This window comes from Arcicella sp. GW821-FHT09D11 (assembly GCF_059416265.1).
The window spans coordinates 42,415-62,939 of the sequence record NZ_JBWKOV010000012.1 but is presented as its reverse complement, the minus strand read 5'-3'; the positions used below and the strand labels follow the sequence as shown (position 1 = coordinate 62,939).

Annotated in this window: 16 protein-coding genes; 11 read left to right on the top strand and 5 right to left on the bottom strand. The window is 35.4% G+C overall.

Annotated features, from left to right (window positions below):
- The first annotated feature begins 27 nt into the window (after positions 1-27).
- The 4 genes from AC07N0_RS21505 to AC07N0_RS21490 all read left to right on the top strand — a co-directional run bounded on the left by AC07N0_RS21505 (position 28) and on the right by AC07N0_RS21490 (position 5,978).
- Positions 28-1,797: a serine hydrolase domain-containing protein gene (locus AC07N0_RS21505; RefSeq protein WP_494590937.1), complete on the top strand. Its 1,770-nt coding sequence runs from the start codon at positions 28-30 to the stop codon at positions 1,795-1,797.
- 290 nt (positions 1,798-2,087) lie between these two features.
- Positions 2,088-2,750 carry a hypothetical protein gene (locus tag AC07N0_RS21500; protein WP_494590936.1) on the top strand — a complete coding sequence of 221 codons (663 nt, stop codon included), beginning with the start codon at positions 2,088-2,090 and terminating at the stop codon, positions 2,748-2,750.
- 259 nt (positions 2,751-3,009) lie between these two features.
- Positions 3,010-4,032, top strand: a complete 1,023-nt coding sequence (locus tag AC07N0_RS21495; protein ID WP_494590935.1) for a BT4734/BF3469 family protein — start codon at positions 3,010-3,012, stop codon at positions 4,030-4,032.
- A gap of 122 nt (positions 4,033-4,154) precedes the next feature.
- A complete protein-coding gene (locus AC07N0_RS21490) occupies positions 4,155-5,978 on the top strand; it encodes a reverse transcriptase/maturase family protein (protein ID WP_494590934.1) in 1,824 nt (607 codons plus the stop codon).
- A 194-nt stretch (positions 5,979-6,172) separates the two neighbouring features.
- On the opposite strand, the gene AC07N0_RS21485 is transcribed toward AC07N0_RS21490, so the two are convergent.
- The 3 genes from AC07N0_RS21485 to AC07N0_RS21475 form a co-directional block, all read right to left on the bottom strand.
- Positions 6,173-6,934 carry a LytR/AlgR family response regulator transcription factor gene (locus tag AC07N0_RS21485; protein WP_494590933.1) on the bottom strand — a complete coding sequence of 254 codons (762 nt, stop codon included), beginning with the start codon at positions 6,932-6,934 and terminating at the stop codon, positions 6,173-6,175.
- 164 nt (positions 6,935-7,098) lie between these two features.
- Complete coding sequence (locus AC07N0_RS21480; RefSeq protein WP_494590932.1) at positions 7,099-9,297, bottom strand: histidine kinase; 2,199 nt, start codon at positions 9,295-9,297, stop codon at positions 7,099-7,101.
- A gap of 374 nt (positions 9,298-9,671) precedes the next feature.
- Positions 9,672-9,932 (bottom strand): VF530 family protein, encoded by a 261-nt coding sequence (locus AC07N0_RS21475; RefSeq protein ID WP_494590930.1) that lies wholly within the window; start codon positions 9,930-9,932, stop codon positions 9,672-9,674.
- A 328-nt stretch (positions 9,933-10,260) separates the two neighbouring features.
- Here AC07N0_RS21475 and AC07N0_RS21470 point away from each other — a divergent pair, with 328 nt between their 5' ends.
- Both AC07N0_RS21470 and AC07N0_RS21465 read left to right on the top strand, forming a co-directional pair.
- Positions 10,261-11,139, top strand: a complete 879-nt coding sequence (locus AC07N0_RS21470; RefSeq protein ID WP_492800126.1) for a helix-turn-helix domain-containing protein — start codon at positions 10,261-10,263, stop codon at positions 11,137-11,139.
- Between the two features lie 216 nt (positions 11,140-11,355).
- A complete protein-coding gene (locus tag AC07N0_RS21465; RefSeq protein WP_494590929.1) occupies positions 11,356-11,961 on the top strand; it encodes an NAD(P)H-dependent oxidoreductase in 606 nt (201 codons plus the stop codon).
- A 165-nt stretch (positions 11,962-12,126) separates the two neighbouring features.
- Here AC07N0_RS21465 and AC07N0_RS21460 read toward each other — a convergent pair whose 3' ends face one another.
- Together AC07N0_RS21460 and AC07N0_RS21455 are read right to left on the bottom strand one after the other, a co-directional pair.
- Positions 12,127-13,050 carry a DUF4249 domain-containing protein gene (locus tag AC07N0_RS21460; RefSeq protein WP_494590928.1) on the bottom strand — a complete coding sequence of 308 codons (924 nt, stop codon included), beginning with the start codon at positions 13,048-13,050 and terminating at the stop codon, positions 12,127-12,129.
- A gap of 24 nt (positions 13,051-13,074) precedes the next feature.
- Positions 13,075-15,471 carry a TonB-dependent receptor gene (locus tag AC07N0_RS21455; RefSeq protein ID WP_494590927.1) on the bottom strand — a complete coding sequence of 799 codons (2,397 nt, stop codon included), beginning with the start codon at positions 15,469-15,471 and terminating at the stop codon, positions 13,075-13,077.
- Positions 15,472-16,019: 548 nt separating this feature from the next.
- Between AC07N0_RS21455 and AC07N0_RS21450 the strand changes: the two genes are divergently transcribed.
- The 5 genes from AC07N0_RS21450 (at position 16,020) to AC07N0_RS21430 (ending at position 20,494) form a co-directional block, all read left to right on the top strand.
- Positions 16,020-16,226, top strand: coding sequence for a helix-turn-helix transcriptional regulator (locus AC07N0_RS21450; protein WP_309923451.1), 207 nt, complete (start codon positions 16,020-16,022; stop codon positions 16,224-16,226).
- Positions 16,227-16,316: 90 nt separating this feature from the next.
- Positions 16,317-18,218, top strand: coding sequence for a glucosamine-6-phosphate deaminase (gene nagB / locus AC07N0_RS21445; RefSeq protein WP_492800130.1), 1,902 nt, complete (start codon positions 16,317-16,319; stop codon positions 18,216-18,218).
- Between the two features lie 415 nt (positions 18,219-18,633).
- Positions 18,634-19,032: a ferredoxin gene (locus tag AC07N0_RS21440; protein ID WP_492800131.1), complete on the top strand. Its 399-nt coding sequence runs from the start codon at positions 18,634-18,636 to the stop codon at positions 19,030-19,032.
- 96 nt (positions 19,033-19,128) lie between these two features.
- Complete coding sequence (locus AC07N0_RS21435; protein ID WP_494590926.1) at positions 19,129-19,968, top strand: maleylpyruvate isomerase N-terminal domain-containing protein; 840 nt, start codon at positions 19,129-19,131, stop codon at positions 19,966-19,968.
- Position 19,969: 1 nt separating this feature from the next.
- Positions 19,970-20,494 (top strand): DUF4269 domain-containing protein, encoded by a 525-nt coding sequence (locus AC07N0_RS21430; protein WP_494590925.1) that lies wholly within the window; start codon positions 19,970-19,972, stop codon positions 20,492-20,494.
- Positions 20,495-20,525 lie beyond the last annotated feature (31 nt).

Genomic DNA, 20,525 nt, shown 5'->3' with positions numbered 1-20,525 from the left:
TCTGGTCAGGAATCTAGATTCAATCAATTGAAAAAAGACATTGAGAAGGTTGTCAAAAACTATAATGGACTATGTGTTGGATTAGCATTTATTCGCAAAGAAAAACCCGACATGATTTTCACTATAGGTGAAAATAAATCAGTTAGCAACAATAATATCTCTAAAAACACCATCTTCAGGACTGCTTCTATTTCAAAAATGTTTGTAGCATTGGCAGTTCTTAAACTACAAGAAGAAGGTAAATTATCGCTTGAAAATCCAATTAGAGACATAATACCAGAGGTTAAGTTTGATAACCCTTGGGAAAAAACTCATCCAGTTCGAATAGTTCATTTGCTTGAACATACTACTGGTTGGGATGAAATGCATTTAGTAGAAATGGTTCATAATGAAGTTCGACCTATCGCTTTAAAAACTGCCTTGGCTTTTCATCCACATTCGAGAAAATCAAGATGGGCACCTGGTTCAAGAATGTCTTATTGTAATTCAGGATATGCAGTAATGGCCTATATTGTTGAAAAAATCAGTGGAATGCTGTACGAAAAATATATCACTGAAGCTATTTTGAAACCACTGAGAATGGAGCATACCACTTTTTTCAATGATTCATTATATAAGCAATGGAGTGCTAAAACGTATAATTGGGCTATGAAAAGCGTAAATTATAAGAATGAGCTGTATCGCCCTGCTGGTGGATTAAATGCCTCACCAAAAGATATGGCAACTTTGCTAAAGTTGCTATTAAACCGTGGAAAGGTCGACTCTCTGATGCTATTAAAAAAAGAGTCTATTAATAGCATGGAACTGCCCAAAAGTACTCGTGGTGCTGAAGCAGGACTAGCTTTGGGGTATGGTCTTGGTAACTTTACGAGTATCTATAATGGTTTAACTTATCATGGTCATGACGGGGCTATGGATGGTGGACTTTCACAACTGGCTTATCTACCCGAACATGGTATTGGTCATGTAATATTATTGAATGCCAATAATGCACAGGCTATGCAACAAATTATCGCTTTAATCCGTGATTATGAAGTAGAAACGCTTTCGACTTCTGAACAACATGCACCCACTTACACAGGTCAGATAGCTATCAATGAAGGTTATTATCTTGCCATCAATCCAAGAAATCAAAAATTATTTTATCAAGATGCCCTTTTTGCTGGCATTGCAAAAATAGCAATCCATGACAATACGGTGTTCAAGTCATGGCTAATCCCTGGAGCAATAACGACCTATCATCCTATCTCCCCTACTCAATTTACCCATAGTTCAACCCAAAAAATTGGTTTAGTAAAAGCAGTAGATTTCAATGAAGGCGAACTATTGTACTCTGAGGATTCAGTGCTAAAACCAATTTCAACATTCAGAGTATTCGGTCAGTTAGCTTTATTGGGGCTTTGGATATTGATGATGATTACCACATTCAGTATTTTTTTCATCCTAGTTGTTTTATACGCAATTAACAAAAGAAAATACAAAGCATCAATGCGAATAAGTTTGTTGCCTATCATCTCAAGTTTACTGATAATACTAACATTTGCATTACCTTTTTGGAGGATTGACAATATCGATATATTATTTTCCAAACCTACATTTCTTTCGATTGTACTAATGAGTTGTTCAATCCTTTTTGTGGTGGGTGCTGTAGTTTCAGGTTTTATTATTTACAAATCAAGCAAGCTGAGTCCTTATAAAATGATTTATTACCCATTCTGTTTGCTTACTTTTCTGCATATCCTTGCGTCAGTTTATCTATTATATTTCGGATTTATTCCAGTGATTACTTGGGCATGATAAAAGTGAGATTTCACTGATAAACCCTACCGCTTCTATACTCATGGCATGACTGACAGATGATTTGTTTATTATCAAATTAATTTAAAGTCATGCCATGAATTTGAATTAGATTTTTAGCTTTGACAACTTTTTAAAAAGTTGTCAAAGCTCTCTTAATTTATAGTCACAAATTTAATAACAAACATCATACAAAGACTTCAATAAATAATTAGGATATTTATCGTGTGTACTTTATGCTAAATCCTAAAAGCATACACAGCCCACACTAAACTTATCAACCTTAAATTATGCACAAGCCCGAGATTTTGCACACCTTAAACATTATTATACATATTACTGCGGGAGCAGTTGCTTTGCTATTGGGACTGTTTGCTTTACTGACAGCCAAAGGTGGATTGAAACACAAAAAAATTGGAAAACTCTTTCTTATATTGTTAACGGTAGTGGTTTTTACGGGATTAATTGGTGTTTTTGTATTTGGCAGAAATACATTTTTGTTGGTGATAACGGTACTGAGTGCCTATCAGGGGTTTTCGGGATATAGAACATTACAGACAAAGGCTAACCAACCCAAATTATTGGATGTGGCCGTTGCTCTTCTTTCGCTAATGGCGGTTGCTTATTTTCTGTATTATTTCAAATCTATCGGAATGATATGGTCGCCCATCATCATTTATAGTACTGTTGGTGCGTTAATATTTTTAGTTTCTTACGATTTCCTTCGTTATCTAATTCCAGCACGCCAATACAAAAACCTTTGGCTTTACGAGCATATTTATAAAATGATTGGCGCATTTACTGCTTTGTTAGCTGCTTTTACAGGAACAGTTCTTATAGACTACCAACCCTTTAGCCAGATTGCACCTTCGGTATTAGGGATTTTATTGCAAATTGGCTTTATAGTATATGCTATTAGGGAAACTAAGAAGATAGGGTTAAGCACTATGTGAAAGGGATTTTTTCGTAAACAATTAATGGGAGAAAATTTATCGGTAACCTTTACGGTTACCGTTTTTTGTATATGTATTCTTCCAAACGGTAACCACTAAATCTTTATCATAAGATAAGATAACATACCGTATAATAAGTTTTGGAGAAAGAGTTAAGGTTTGTATGGGAATTATGGAGGAAAGTCGTAAATTGTAGAGAATATTTATTTTTTAATACAAAATCTTATAATATTATTAATTATGTTTATCTAAATAGATTATGGAAGCATTATCCGACATTTTAAATACAAAAGTTTCTTTCCAAACTAATACTTGGACTGATATTTCTATTGAGTTGACAATCGAGGATGTTTTAAATCAAATCAAATCAGAAAAACACAAAAAGCAAATTGAAGACTTAAGAAATAGTCTAGAACAAGGAAATATAGAATATTACGACAACTATAAAAAAAGATTACCTGCTGTTACATTTAGTGCGACATTCGATACAAAACGCACGAAAGAACATCTAAAAAAATATAATCCGTTAATTGTAATTGATATAGACAAACTTAATGCGTTACAATTAAAAACTACTTATGACAATTTATTAGGAGACCAATATGTATTTACATTTTGGCGTTCACCTTCAAACAATGGATATAAAGGGATAGTAGCAATAGATTACAAAGCTAATAATGCTAATATTGATTTTGTTGGACTTCATAAAAGTGCATTTAAAAAACTATCAGACTACTTTTTAGAAAAATATAGTATTGAATTAGACAAAAGTGGAAGTGATATTACAAGGCTTTGTTTCTTGTCTTCTGATAACTTATTAATTAAAAAGGCAAGTTTTGAAAATTTTGAAGTCACTAATGATGATTTAATAGTTTCTGTAAAATCTAATCGTGGTAAAAATGTAAAATTGACTTTTGTAAGTAATCTTGATGCATTATATAATCCAGCAGGCAAAAATAATCACTTTGATAGAAAAATAATGACCGATATTATTAGACATTTAGTAAATAATAAACACTCTATAACTCAACACTATAATGAATGGTGTAAAGTAGCTATGGCAATAGCAAATACTTTCACTTATGAAATTGGTTTAAATTATTTTTTAAAATTAAGTTCATTAGACATTGGTAAATACAATAAAATTACATGTACGAATTTTTTAATTAATTGTTACGAAACAAGAAAAGGAAATGTAAATTTCAGCAGTGTGATTTATCTTGCAAATCAAAAAGGTTATTCAACAAAATATCAAAAAAATGGGGTTCCGAAGACGGATTAATTTTCGTAAGTATCACTCTCTTCAACAAAGTCCTAGAGAGTTTAAAAAGGGCAACTACTTTATATCAGTATCTTTGTCAAAAGGTGTGCAAACACTTCACAGGAACCCCTATTTTTTGTTATATGAAAACATTTAACCAATATTTCAGTGATGAAGCCATTATCAGACAAATATGTAAAGTCAGAGTTAAATTGGCTAAAAGTAGATCCAAAAAGCATCTACTTCATTTACTAACTTCTAATAAAAAGTATAATTATCACATTCAATCAAGTTCCCATGAAATTAATGAGTTTGCAAAGTATCAATTAGAATTAAATCAATTCCTTTCGGAAATTTTACCTTCAAGAAAAAAATGGGTGAAACTTGGGCAAATGTCTCGATTAAACTCTAAAGCAAAACATGCAATAGAAAAGGCAAGCGAAAACAATGAGAGAATTAATAAAAGGAATTATTCAGTCACATCAAATGATAAAAACTTCTATTCACTTTTAAAAACAATTAAGGTTCATAAAAAAAATAATTCTCAAGAACAGTGGTTTTTAAATTTACAGAATTTCATAAATGATATAAAAATACTTTGTGTAAGCGAATCATATTATATTCAAAAACCGCTAATTTTTCCAAAACTAAAGGATAAACTTAAAAAGGTTGGTGTAAATGAATGTCGTCCAATTTGTATGTTTAATTTGATGGATAGAATTATTTTGAGTGTCACAAATAAATTTTTAACAAGGTTATTTGATGCCCATTTTCAAGATAGCTCATATGCGTTTAGGTCAAAAAAGAATGACGAAAATCAAATTTTATCACACCACGATTGTATAAAGGCTATTTTAAAATACAGGAATAAAATCACTGCAAATGAACTTTATGCTGTTGAGTGTGATATGAAAAAATTTTATGATACAGTAAATCATAAAATAGTTAGGTTATTATTCAATGAACTTATTTTAACTTGTAAAACATTACATCCCGAAATTGATATAGATGCTCCAATTCGAATCTTTGAAAGCTATTTAAATTGCTTTGCTTTCAATATAGATATGCCTAAAGCGAGTGATGCCGAATATTGGACTTCATACAAAATTCCCAATGGCAAATTTGCATGGATTGACGATGTAGTATCTCAACATTACGAAGACATTTCAACAGAAAAGATAGGAGTTCCTCAAGGTGGTGCACTTTCAGGGCTTATTGCAAATATTTATTTAAATCAAGCTGATATTAAAATGCTTGAAAAAAATATACTTTACCAGAGATTTTGTGACGATATGATTATTATTTCAGATAATTTAAAAGATTGCGAAATGGCAAAAGAGCTTTATCAAAATACACTGTCTGAGTTAAAGCTGTTTCCTCATCAATTCAAAAATGAAAGTCAATTAATGTCAATTAAAAACGAGACTATTAATTACAAACCATTTTGGGATGGCAAATCTAAAGGTCCTTATAAATGGGGTAATGTTAAAGACAAAGGTTTTCCTTGGATAGGATTCGTGGGTTATGAAATCAATTATTCAGGCGAAATTCGTATAAGAAAGAAATCATTTAAAAAAGAACTCAATAAACAAAAGACAATAATAAATGAAATAAAAAATGCAATAAAAATCGGAATGCGTAAACCAAAAGGTAGTGCAACTGAATCAGCAATAAATAGATTAATAGGGATGTCCGTTGGACGAATTGGACTTGATAATTTTGATGAAGTTTCGACAGATTTATGTTGGAAAAATGGATTCAAAGAACTAACCATAAATCCACATTCTGCGAAGCAAATCAAGCATCTTGACAGAAATAGAAGCAAACAGTATTATAATTTATTGAAAGACGTTGAAGAGCCTGAATTAGAACCAACTGACCTAGGTCACAGACAAGTGATTAAATATAATAAACCTTTTAGCTATTACTATCAAATTTTGGAACGACAAAAAGATACTAATAGTTAGTATAGGTTTAGCAAAAATTGTGATGTAGTTCCCTCGCTTAGCATAGTCTTTCATAACGTCAGAGTATACGGCAATATTACATTGTAAAAAATGTAAAGGTTTTTGCAAACTCATTCCATTACTAACAAATAATTTATTTACTATAAAAATAACTTAAAGTCATGCCATGAGTTTTAAGCCGAAAGCCAAAACCCCTATATCTCCATCAACCGCTTTAAATTATCATGAAACGAAATACCTGTTTCTAATTTATTTCGTTTTTGATCTTGCATTACTACCAAGTATTTTCCATTGAAATATTTTTCTAGTTCTTTGATTCTGGTAGCATTTACGATACACGAACGACTGATTCTGATAAAACTATCAGGTAGTTTTTCGGTTAGGTTTACAATCGTGTGATTGGTGATGTATTGTTTGCCGTCAACGGTATTTAGAAACACATATTTTTCATCTGCCTGAAAATGGGATATTTCATGAAAGGCAATGATTAAAATCTTGTCGCCATTTTTTACGGAGATAGAATGTATTTCCTTTTTAGGCTTTATCAATTCCGAGATAGTCTGGAGACTCTCAGACGATAACTTTACCGATTGGTTTGCTGTGAGCTTTTGTAATTTCAAGACTGTTCTATCAAGCCTTGACTTTTCGATGGGTTTTAGTAGATAATCTACCGAATTTTCTTCAAAGGCTTTAATAGCGAATTGGTCGAAGGCAGTTACAAAAACCACTATCGGCATATAGGTCAATTTTGCTAGCATCTCGAACCCTGAAAGGATGGGCATTTCAATGTCTAGGAAAATCAAATCTGGCTTTAAATCTTCAATGATTTCCAAGCCTTCTTGTCCGTTGAGGGCTTCGCCAATGATGTCAAAAGTATCGTTATAATCATTCAATAGTCGTCGCATGCGACTGATTGAAATCGGTTCGTCGTCTATGAGTATGGTTTTGAATTGCATAATTGTGAGCGGTCCGCCGCCGCGGTTGTGAATTGTGATTTAGTGATTTAGTGATTGTTTTTAAAAGCCTTAGTATTAGATAATAAGTATTTATAAAATTTTATGCATTTTAATTTAGAAGCTATCATCGTAAAACAATCATTAACTCACTAAATCACAACTCACTAATTATTTATAATTATAATAACCGCCTTCTCAGGCTGATTTTTTATGTCAATGGTTGCTTTATCGCCGTAAACAATTTTTAGTTTTTCCTTAATACTTCTCAGTCCAAAACCTCCCCCGAATGACTCTCCAAAATCTGGCCCGTTGTCATGAATTTTTATCAGTATATTTCCTTCTTGCACTGTAATATTTACCTTTATCAAACCATCACTCGCTATCTTGGAGATGCCGTGTTTAATCGCATTTTCTACCAAAGGTTGTAATAAAAATCTAGGTATTTTTTCATCTAAAATACTTTCATCACAATCAATCGTATAGGTTAGTCTATGTCCAAACCGTACTTCCTCGATGGTCAGGTAGGCTTTGATAATTTCCAATTCATCTGCAAACGTATGAAAACTATCCTCGGTGCGTCCCGTCGTGTACCTGAATAATTTTGATAATTGAATCGTCATTTCCTCCGCCTTATCGGGTTTGTCGTGGATTAATCCCGCTATACTATTCAGCGAGTTATACAAAAAATGTGGATTGATTCTAGCTTCAAGGGCATCGAGCTGTGCCTTTGATTTTAGTTTTTCCAGATTCAATAATTGGTATTCTTGTTCAGAAATCTTGCGGGTAATACTGCGCGTTTTGAGCCAATAAAAAAGATAAGACCAACTGATAATCACGGGCAAAACAAAGTAAAAGTAAATGGCCGCTGGCATATCAAACGCCCAGAGACTCCCTGCAGCATTATGCGAACTAAGGGCTGAATGAAAGAGATTGCCAAACAGCAAAGCACAACCCATTAAGGGCATAAATTTTATGAGGTCGATAGGTGGAATTCGGCTTTCAACAAAATTCAGAAAAACGTAAATAGCCGCTATTGCGGCTAGGGAACTCATCAGGGTTAAATAAAAAACATCCTGATAAATATCCGAAAAATCTAAGGGTAGATTGCTGGTGGCTACCGTGAAAAATATCACACAAGTAACGGCATAACCCACCAGCAAACAAAATACCACATTAAAATAAATATTATAGTTTGGCTTCAAATGAACCGCATTTTCAGTATCTGAAAAAGGTTTAGATTCAGTAAAGGGTTCAGCGGTATTTATAGGTCTCTCCTGAAATTGCTCAGGAGTTTTTTTTTCAGTGAATTTGGGAGGCTCTTCTATTTTCGGATTATCCTGTACTTTTGGTGGAGTATTTGGCTTGAACGTATCCTTAGCGAAATCGGCATTAAAAATGGTGATATTACCTGCCAATGTCTTGATGGTTACGTTGGCACCTCCGCCATTGAGTTTACCCCGAATATTCTGTTTGGTTTGATAGCCCGAAAAGTTTTGAAGCGGAGGCAAACGTACCCGTGATGCCGACGCCTCTAAATCTAAGGGATGTTCAAGCGGTAACGATACTTTTATGTTTCCGCCTGCCGTATCAAACCAAGCGTATTGATTAATGGCATTTACTTCTGCACGGATATTTCCGCCCTTGGTACTTGCTCCGATGTTTCCATTTACATTTTTTAGGTTGATATTCCCTCCTGCCGTATTGCATTCAAATCCTCCCGAAACATTAAAGGCTTCAATATTCCCTCCCCAACTTGAACAATGTATCGTTCCTTCATGGTTTTGTACATAGATATTGCCTCCTTTGGTATCCGCTCTTATATCTGCTTGGTTACCTGCTACAAAGATATTTCCACCCATGGTGGTAGCATTTACGTTGCCTTGACATCTTAATAAATCTATTTTCCCGCCCATGGTCGACCCTTCAATGTTGCCCAGTGTTTGTTCTACTAAAATGCTTCCTCCCCACGTAGAAAAACCATGATTGCCTTCCAATTTTTTGAGGGCAATGGTTCCGCCATAGGTTTTAGTGGTTGAATTGATGTTAGTGGGCAAATAAATCCTAAAGGAGGTCTTCTGGAAATTGAACCAGTTATAAATGTTTAGATAATTGGGCTTATTATAAATAAAGAGCGTGTCGTCTACCACGTTCATCGTAAGGTCTTGGGCATCGTAATCGAAAGTAAGCAGAGGGTCTTTGATAAGGAAAAAAGTAAACAAACTACGTACGGTAGCATATACTTCTACCTTAATGGTATTTTCATCATGACCAACCAGCTCTATATCTCCAGAGAATGTTTTGAGGTGAAGATGTTTGATTGTCTCCACTTCGTATGTTTTCGTAATAATCGGTTTATAGTTCATTTTCTAAGAAATAAAAGCACCTAACGATTAATTATGATGCAAGTTTAAATTTAATAAATTGTTTTGAATAGCCTTAAGCTTTTTAGTTATCGGCTATCGGCATTCAGATATCGGCCATTATATCAATACTTCGCCTGTTATTTATTCATTGCTCTGTGTTACATGAATAATAAAGCTTTTTGCTTAATTGCTGATTCAAAACAACTACTGAACTACCATTTTTAGAAATGCTTTCCGATAGATTGAAGATTTTGAGGGATAGAAAATGTTTTTATGGGGATAAAAAAATCCTTTTCTATTAGTGTGTGAATTAATTCACACACTAATAGAAAAGGATTTCGAGGGTTATATTATTAAAAGTACAAATCCTATCTCTAAAGCTGACCCATCTTAGAAGCCTTCTCTGCCTTGGCTATATCTCTTAAACTTTTCAAATACAGCAATTCTACTTTTGTTCTTGCCCAAGGCGTTTTTCTCAGAAACGACAGACTTGATTTTACATTAGGGTCATAATTAAAACAACGAATATTGATTAATTCTCCTAACTTCTCCCAGCCATAATAAGCCACCAAATGGTTCACTATATTTTCTAAGGTTAGGCCATGTAATGGGTTATTTTTTTGCTTGGTTTCCATATTTTTACTTTTGCTATAAGCTATAAGCTATAAGCTATAAGCTATAAGCATTTTTTTTAGTTAACTATTGAAAGGCTCATAGCCTATCGCCAGTACAAAATTAATCATTAAACTCTCTATAAACCTATTAGGCAAAGGTAAAAAGAATCATATATTAACTCGTTATTTCTACAGACGGTATTACCATTATTTGAATCTTATAGCATTTTATTTGAATACATTAATGATAATAATGATATAAATACGACATTTGCCTTGATTACTTATATCCTATTACCCTACAAGTAATCAAGGAAAAATTAGCTTACACGTTTTGAAATAAATAGTCGTGAAAAAATCAGAATCGCAACAGGAGTTTTTTGGGAATAAGTTACCAAACGTAGGCAGTCAGTTTAATATCTATGAATGTGATGCTTTCAGGGCTAAACCTGTGCCTTATAATCGCAGGGATTTTTATAAAATAACACTGCAATTTGGTACTAGTCGCCTTGAATATGCTGATAAAGGAATCTTGATTGATAAGCCCGCCTTGTTGTTTACCAATCCATTGATTCCTTATTCGTGGGAGCCTATTTCCGAAGACCAAAAGGGTTATTTCGTGCTTTTTACAGAGGAATTTCTGAAAGTTACCAATGCTGATTTTGCTTTGGAACATTCACCATTGTTTAAATTGGGAGCCGACCCTGTATATTATGTAGACCCTGAGCAAATAATTTATATATTACAGATATTCCAAAATATGTATAGGGAATATCATTCAGACTATATTTATAAATTTGATTTACTTCGCAACCATTTGAATGTATTAATGCACGAGGCTGTAAAGATGCAACCTCTGAACAATTACATTGAGCCTCAAAATGCGTCAACACGCATTGCTTCTCTTTTCCTTGAGCTACTAGACAGACAGTTTCCTGTTGATCTTCAGCGACCTTTTAGCTTAAGAACCCCAAACCAGTATGCAGAACAACTTTCCATTCATGTGAATCATCTTAACCGAGCAGTAAAGGAGACTACAGGAAAAACAACAACTGTACATCTTAATGAACGTATCATCACAGAAGCGAAGGCATTACTAACTAATACTGACTGGAATGTAGCCGAGATATCATACAGCCTTGGCTATGAATATCCGACCTATTTCAACAACTTCTTTAAAAAACATGCTGGAAAAAATCCTTCATTTTTCAGAGGAGAACCTGTCTAACAAATGTTATGATAGTTTGTATACTTTAACATTCTATTGTTTAGGCACTCAATCATATTATTTTAAATTGTTTGAATCTATTAATCATCTGTTTGAATACCTTTAACACTCACTTCTTCTGTCTGCATAAATTTGTATCATCATTTATTTATCACTGTAATATTCCCTATTGATATAAAAAGGGTTTAGGAGGGCTAAAAATACAAATTATTAACAATGGAAGCTATCAAAAAAGTATTGCTTATCAATACACATTTAACCTATCCTAATTGGACAGAAGGAACATTAAACAAGGCATTTTACCAAATCGCTAAAGACTTTTTTAATGCTCAAGCTTATGAGGTTTTGGAAACAGTTATTGAAGAGGATTATTTGCCCGACGAAGAAGAGAAAAAGCACTTGGAAGCAGACATCGTGATTTTACAAATGCCTGTTAATTGGTTTGGCGCACCGTGGATTTATAAAAAATATGTTGACGAAGTATTCAACTGTGGGCTATTTAGTAAATCATTTCTAACAGGTGACGGAAGGGTAAATAACGACCCAACCAAACAATATGGAACAGGCGGGCTTTTAGCAGGAAAAAAGTTTATGATTTGTGCTACTTGGAACGCTCCGTCTGAAGCATTTAATCATCCTGAACAGCATCTTATGCAAGGTAAAAGCACAGCAGATATATTTCTTCATATTACAAGTAACTATCGTTTCTGTGGATATGAAATTATGGATGATTACAATTGTTTTGACATATTCAGACGTAGTGACATTGCCAAAGACCTAGAAAGCTATCCAGCACATTTAAAGAAAGTTTTCAATTTGTAAACTCTTTTTTGTATCCTCCGCAAAAATTTTTACCCGCTGATTTACGCTGATTTAATACGCTGATTTTGGAGATTTTTACCGCTAGCTTAGCGTAATTATACTACGCTAAGTTAGCGGTATTAACATAAAGCCGAAACCCGAAAGCTGACGACCGATAGCCTACAGCTAGTCATTAAATCTTTTCACAGCTTTGTTTTTATCAATTGTCACTTCCAACGAACTAACAGCCGATGTACCAAACCAACCTGCTGCTTGTTTTTTAGGAGTCGTGCTGATATTGATTACATTACAAGGGATTCTGGCAGCAGGTGTCGAAAACAAACCTGTGTTGTTCAATTCTGTACGAAACTGCGTCCAGAAATCAAAGTGCGGTTCTGTAATTGAATTAAGTTCTACTTTTAATTTATCGTTTTCTAAATACAATTCTGGCGAAATAGCCCTACGCAATGGCAAAATAAACATTAAGCCATCGCCCACGCTACTTTTGTTTAAAAGAGCATCATAGGCAATCACGATGTTATCCGCTCCGCTAAACATTTTCCCATTTTTATACACCTTCACACGGTAGCAGTCGCCTACTCCTACAAAATCCTTGGCATAAAAATTAGCGTCGTATCCCTCTTTAGGCTTATTATCACCCGTTTGGTTTACTCTTCCACTACTTTCATATTTATACACGATAGAATCTATCTTAGGTACTCTTTTCAATTCAGATACCGCTTGGTAGCTATCGCCGTCGGCATCTATTCTTAAAGTATAAGTCTTGCCGATAGCTCCCATTGCTTCTGTAGCAGTGCTAGGGGTCCAGATGTACTTACCTTCGTTTTTAGTGTCCTTAAACTCATACACTTTTCCCGTATTGTCGGTTACTTTTACGGTAGCATTAGTAACGGCCTTAGGTATGGTAGTACTTAATAATGCCTGCGATTCCGTCAGTTTAATAAATTGTTCGCCCGCTACGTTGGTAATAGTACCTTCTACGACTAAATACTTTTCGGTTTCGGGGACATTTAATTGAATCACGTCTTCGCAACTCATTAAAGAAACACTGAGGAATATGGAAAATATATATTTGATAATCGATTTCATAATTGATAATGTTAAAATTCACTATTAGAATTTAAAGTTGTACGTTACTGATGGAATAAACGAGCCTATGATGGATAAACGAACGGCTTCGTTCTGTACTGTTCCCACTTGGGTAGTTCCGCCATCATCTTTTGGTCGGGTGTAAATTGAAAATGGATTTCTACGATTGTATAAGTTATAAACTGAAAATACCCATTCTGATTCACCTTTGCCAAACAACGCTTTTTTGTTCTTTTTAGTAGCTGAAATATCCAAACGGTGGTAAGATGGCACTCTTACGTTACCTCTTACGCCATTAGTCGTTATCCCAAATGTTAAGTCTTCATACACACCTTGCCCTTTTCCTAATGAATACGGCACGCCAGAGATATAAGAGAAGTTTGAGCCAAAACTCCAAGTTTTGTTGAGTTCATATTGCGCTACCACGTTCAACGTATGTGTACGGTCGTAACGGTTAGGATACCAGTTATTGTCGTTCAATCCTTGTACCAAGCGTTCTGTACGAGCTAACGTATAGCTTACCCAGCCTGTCAGCTTGCCTTTGTTTTTCTTACCGTAAAACTCTACCCCGTAGGCACGACCTTTACCAAACATCAAATCTTTCTCAAACTCAGGGTTCAAGAATAAATCTGCGCGGTCGGCATAGTCTATTTGGTTTTGTAGGTCTTTATAATATACCTCCACAGATGTTTCGTATTCATTATTACCCAAGTTTTTAAAGAAACCTAATGCCACTTGGTCTATCAACTGTGGCTTGATATTGTTCGTGCTAGATGTCCAAACATCCAATGGTGTAGAAGCTGCCGTATTAGAAAGCAAATGAATATATTGAGCCATGCGGTTATAACTAGCCTTGATAGAACTGCTTTCGCTAGTTTCTAATTTCATGCTCAACCTTGGTTCAAAGTTTTGATAGCTTTGCAATACTTTGTTTTTATCGTTGGCTTTGGTCGTAAGGTTATAGCCCGAAGGAAATTCGTCCGAAACGCCTACATATACTCTTTCATAATATACATCTTCTTTGCTGGTATAGTCGTATCTAGAAAAACGAAGCCCATATTGTAACGATAGTTTCGACGATATTTTCATTTCATTCCCTACATAAGCCGCATATTCTACTGCATTTTTAGGTGCCGACCCAAAGGTACGTTTATCCCCATTTGAGCTAGCCGTCGCCGACCCTGGTGTAAAGTCATAGTTTAATACCTGTCCACCAAAAGTAAGGGTATTGTCTGGCGTGATGTAATAGGTAAAGTCTGGTTTAAAGCTTAGGTTTTTGATATTCGACGTCCATCTGAAGGCATTATTTGGGCGTTTGTTGGCTAAGTCAGAATCTAGCAGATAATCGTAATCACTAAAGAACGCCGTAGAGTTCAAGAATAATTTAGCACTAAACACATGGTTCCAACGAGCAGAAAGCGTGCTGTTTCCCCAGTTAAAACCAAATTGGTTACCAAAAACATCTCTACCAAAATATCCTGATAAGAAAACAGTATTGTTCTGATTGATATTATAGTTTACTTTGGCGGTTAAATCATAAAAATTGAATTTTGAATCGGCACTACTTCCCGTTAAAAATGGCTTTGCCAGTACATCAATGTATGAACGTCGTGCCGCTACAATGAATGAGGCTTTGTCTTTTACGATAGGTGCTTCGATAGAAAGACGGCTAAAGATTGCCCCAATTCCTCCATTGATTTCTAAATGTTTGGCATTTCCCTCTTTCATTCTTACATCCAAGATAGATGCCCCACGTCCGCCATATTGGGCAGGGATACCCCCTTTGATGAGTTTAACATCTTTTACAGCATCTGGATTGAAGATAGAGAAGAACCCAAAAAGGTGAGATGAGTTGTATACGGGTGCATCGTCCAATAAGATAAGGTTTTGGTCAACCCCACCTCCACGGACATTAAAACCACTAGCACCTTCGCCCACTGTGGAAACCCCCGGTAATAGTTGAATAGCTCGCACCAAATCGACCTCGCCTAATAAAGCAGGAATCTTTTTGATGGTTTTCATCTCTATTTTATTCACCGACATTTCTATGGCTTGTACGTTGTCGTCTTCGCGTTTGGCATTTACTACTACTTCTGCTAGCTCCTGTCCGTCTTCTTGTACTTCTACATTCAAGGTAATATTTTTGTCAACTAGCTTAATATCTTTGATTGATTTACGATAGCCTAGCGAGCTAATAACAATTGAATAATCGCCTTTAGGGAGGGTCAAAGAATAAAAACCATAGGTGTTTGTGGTAGTACCAGTCATTAATTCCTTCACAAAGATGGAAGCACCTATCAGGCCTTCGCCATTTTTGCTATCTTTTATATAGCCACTCACCGTCAATTTATCAGATTGAGCAAAAAGTTGTATCGGTAAAATCAATAATACAAGTAAAGATTTTCGAATAAGGTTTATCATAAATTGAAATTAGAAATGTTTAAATTTAAAAATGGGCTTTTGTTTCTCTTTTAAAAACTCAGGAATTTGATTTTAGTTATCTATTTTTTTAAAATTCATGTCTTCAAATCTACTCACTTGTGCTTTTTCCATGCTTATCATTACATACAATTAGCTGATTATCTTTACTTTACCTCTAACAATCAAGCCATTTCATCAGTAATTCAGTCTTTGAAATGAATATATTTTATTTATTATTTCTCTTGCAAAAATGGGTATAAAACCATCAAAAAAGCGCTTTTTAAATAGTTTTTATAATAGCATCATCATTAGTACTCATTTGAATAATGCAAAATTACCCTTGTTTATTATGAATGAAATATAAGTATGTGATGAATGGCAAGTTCATTAATCTGACAGTCGGAAACTATTATACCCCTACACATAATGATAAATTAACAGAAACTATCAATTAATTTAACACATCGGAAACATATTGCCGAATAATAATTTTTATTTTAAATATTAATTGTATATTTGCAAAAATATCAGTAAAATAATTCTGAAATATGAATCTTGAACAATTAGGCAGTGTTATCCGTGAAAGAAGAAATACTCTTTCTCTTAGCCAAGAAAATTTAAGCGAGCAAAGTGATGTAGCGATTAAGACGATTCACTCTATCGAACTGGGGAAGGCTAACCCTTCAATAAAGACACTTAACAAAATCTTAGATAATCTAGGATTGGAAGTAATTGTAGTGAGCAAAAAGGAATAAATCGTCCTTATTTCGTGATGACTGCCCTTTACGAAACAATTCTCTCAATCAAAACATATAAAATCTTTCTAATTCTCAAATTGATTTAACATGGAACAAGCCATTAGTTACGAACGTATTCCGACCATTATTTACGCTGATTCAGATGCAGCGTCTCGGGCAATCGCTCATGAAATCGCTGGCATCATTCGTCAAAAAAGTATTGAAGGTAAACCCGCCGTATTAGGTTTGGCAACGGGTTCATCACCTAAAAAAGTTTACGCCGAGCTTATCAGAATGCACCGCGAAGAGGGTTTAAGTTTCCAAAACGTAGTTACTTATAACCTCGACGAATACTATCCGATGCAACCAGACGCTGTACAAAGTTATGTGCGTTTTATGCGTGAACAACTTTTTGACCATGTCGATATTCCATCGGGCAACTGGCATTTACCAGACGGTACGTTACCCCTTGAAAAATTAGCAGAGTTTTGTAAAGATTACGAAGCACAAATTGAGCGTTATGGAGGTTTAGATTTTCAATTACTTGGTATTGGTAGAAACGGTCACATTGGTTTCAACGAACCAGGTTCTTTGATTAACTCAAGAACACGTTTGATGACCCTCGACTTAACGACCCAAATAGATGCTGCTGGCGACTTTGGTGGTTTGGCGAAGGTATCTAAAAAGGCCATTACGATGGGTGTCCAAAAAATCATGGAAGCCAAACGTGTGGTATTATTAGCATGGGGCGAACACAAGGCCATCAACGTAGCGCGTGCCGTTGAAGGTTCGGTAAGCTCTGATGTGCCTGCTTCTTATTTGCAATTACACGAAAATGCTTCTTTCGTTATTGATACTTCGGCAGCATCACAATTAACCAGACTCAGTACTCCTTGGATGGTTGATGCGGTGAATTGGGACAGACCAATGATTAAAAAGGCTGTTATCCATTTGGCATTAACGGTGAACAAACCTGTATTGAAATTGACCAATTCGGATTATAACGAAAATGGTCTTTCAGATTTGTTGGCATTGTATGGTCAAGCGTATGATATAAACATTGAGGTATTCAACTATTTACAGCACAGTATTACGGGATGGCCGGGTGGTAAGCCTAATGCGGATGATTCTAACCGTCCTGAACGTGCATACCCTGCTCGTAAAAAAGTGATTATCTTTAGCCCACACCCTGACGACGATATTATTTCGATGGGTGGTACTTTCCAACGTTTACACGACCAAGGTCATGATGTTCACGTGGCTTACCAAACTTCTGGAAACATTGCCGTTGCTGATGATGAAGCGTTGCGTTTTGCTGAATTTGTGGTTGACTTCAACGAAAGATTTGAGGCTAACAATGCTAAAGCAAACCGTATCTATCGTGAAGCGGCTAAGTTTTTGAAAGCTAAGAAGGATTCTGAAATTGATACGCCAGAGGTGCGTTATATCAAAGGGCTGATTCGTAGAGGGGAAGCCAAAAACACTTGCCGTTACGTAGGTATCAAAAAAGAAAACATCCATTTCTTGGATATGCCTTTTTATGAAACAGGAACGGTACAGAAAAACCCAATCGGGCAAGCTGACGTAGATATCGTATTGAATTTGATTGAAGAGATTCAACCACACCAGATTTATGCAGCAGGTGATTTAGCCGACCCACATGGAACGCACAAGGTTTGTTTAGATGCTATTATTGAAGCCGCACAAAAACTTAAACACCGCGAGTACATGAACAATTGCTGGATTTGGTTATATAAAGGTGCATGGCAAGAATGGGATATCGACCAAATAGAAATGGCCGTACCGATGTCACCAGACCAAGTGTTGAAGAAACGTTATGGTATTTTCAAACACCAATCACAAAAAGATGGTGTACCTTTCCAAGGTTCAGACGACCGTGAGTTCTGGCAACGTGCAGAAGACAGAAACAGTAATACTGCCAAGCTATACAACAAATTAGGCTTAGCCGAATACGAAGCAATGGAAGCTTTTGTAAGATGGAAGTTCTAACGATTTTATTACACTAATCAACAGTAAAAGGTTGGCAAATTAATTTTTGTCAGCCTTTTTTTTAGGCTGGAAGCCTTGTAATAGTCGTCACTCGTAAAATACGAGCGACTGCGGTTTGGATAGACATTAGACTTGAGGACTATTTAAAAAATCTCCATAATCAGCGGATTAAATCAGCGAAAATCTGCGGGTAAACATTAAGGGCTTTGGACAGTCTAAAACCATGATCTTTAGCACATACTTTTTATCTAAATAATTACTCATGGCATGACTTCCTTAGTTTTATCATAGTTTTGCCAACCAATTGGAATTCATGCGATGAGTGACGCCAGAGGACGAATTAATCCAACAAAGGACGTAATTATGAAAATTTAGCACTAAATTCAAATGACTAGTTTTAAAACCAAGATTTGCCATGCCTAAAGAAACGAGTAGCAATATATTTTATAATATCTTTCAGTTCTTGACAAACAAAAAGACGAAATACTTCGATAAACCTAAAGCTAAAATCCCTGAACGCTTTCCAGAAAATTCTCAAGGAGACTTCTACGTCGAGAATGGAGTTTGTATTACTTGTGGAGCACCAGAATATGAAGCACCTGACTTAATAGAGCATTCTAAACTTGAATGTGGACATTGCTATTTCAAAAAACAACCACAAACTGAAGATGAAATTCAACGTGCTATCAATGCAATAGCCGTTTCTTGTATTTCAGGGCTTAGGTATGGTGGAACTGACGAAAAAATATTGAAACAACTTTATGAAATGGGTGAAGGTGCCCAATGTGACCATAAACCCATAGGTAATTTATAAAACTATTATTTGAAATAAAGTGGAATTTCTGAACTATGGCTCTATTAAGATAATGTTGTCCAAACATTTTATCTTCAAACCCTAAATCTCCCCACCATGAAACAAACTACTATAATTCAAACAATTGAGCTTTTTCCTAAGATTGATGAAAAACTGATTGAAGTACTCTCGTCACTATCACCCCAAGACTGGGAAAAACAAAGTATAGCACCGCTCTGGCGAGTGAAAGATATTGCAGTACATTTATTAGATGGCAATATCCGCACCTTATCCATGCTTCGTGATAAGTATTTCGGAGTAGTACCCGAAAGCATTAATTCTTATCAAGATTTGCTAGATTACCTCAATAAGCTAAATCGTGACTGGGTAACGGCGATGAAAAGGGTAAGTCCTGCTATCATCATAGAATTGCTGACCTCCACAGGCAAAGAATATAACGATTATCTGGCAACGCTAGACCCACAAGCGACTGCCACCTTTTCAGTAGCTTGGGCTGGCGAAGAAGAATCGTCTAACTGGTTTCATATTGCTCGGGAATACACCGAAAAATGGCATCACCAACAACAAATCAGGTTTGCGGTTGGGCAAACGGCTGAACTTTATCGCAAGGAATTTTATTTCCCTTATTTAGAAACCTCTATGCGAGCTTTGCCGCATCATTATAAAAATGTGAAAAGTCAGGAAGGCGATGTCATCCATTTTCATATCACTGGCGAAGGTGGGGGCGACTGGTTTCTGGAGTATGATGGTAGTGTGTGGGGTTTAACAGATAACGCTAGTAAAGCGCCCGTTACCGAAGTAACGATTGAGGGAGAAATAGCATGGAGGATTTTTACAAAGGGAATCATCAAACAGACGGCCGCAAAACATATCAGTATCAAAGGCAACCAATTATTAGGCGAAAAGATTATTGATATGCTGGCAGTAATGGCTTAATATGATAAATTTTGAGACAATAGATTACCTGAAAAATGGTAATTCAAAACAACAAAAAGCTTTTAGAATACTTACTCAAAATAAGGTAACAGAGCACCTAATGTCCTTTAAGCCTATTTTAGTAGGTACGATACCTATTGAGATTGATATTGAAAGTAGCGATTTAGATATTATTTGCCAATGGACTGACAAGCAAGCTTTCACAGATTTTTTGACAAATCATTTCGGGCATTTTGAGGGTTTCAAGCAATGGACTCGTGAAGTGCATCATCAAGATGCTGTAATTGCTAGCTTTGTGATAGAGGATTTTGAGATTGAAATCTTCGGGCAAAGCTTAGCGACGAAAGACCAATTCGCTTATCGGCACATGATGATTGAATATCAATTATTAATCAAATATGGCGAAGCGTTTAGGGCTGAAATTATTGCATTAAAAAAAGCAGGCTTGAAAACTGAGCCTGCTTTTGCAAAATTATTGGGTTTAGAAGGCGACCCCTACCTTGAATTGTTAAAGGTGAAGGCATAAAAAAATAGTCTGAAATATCTTCCTCAGAAGA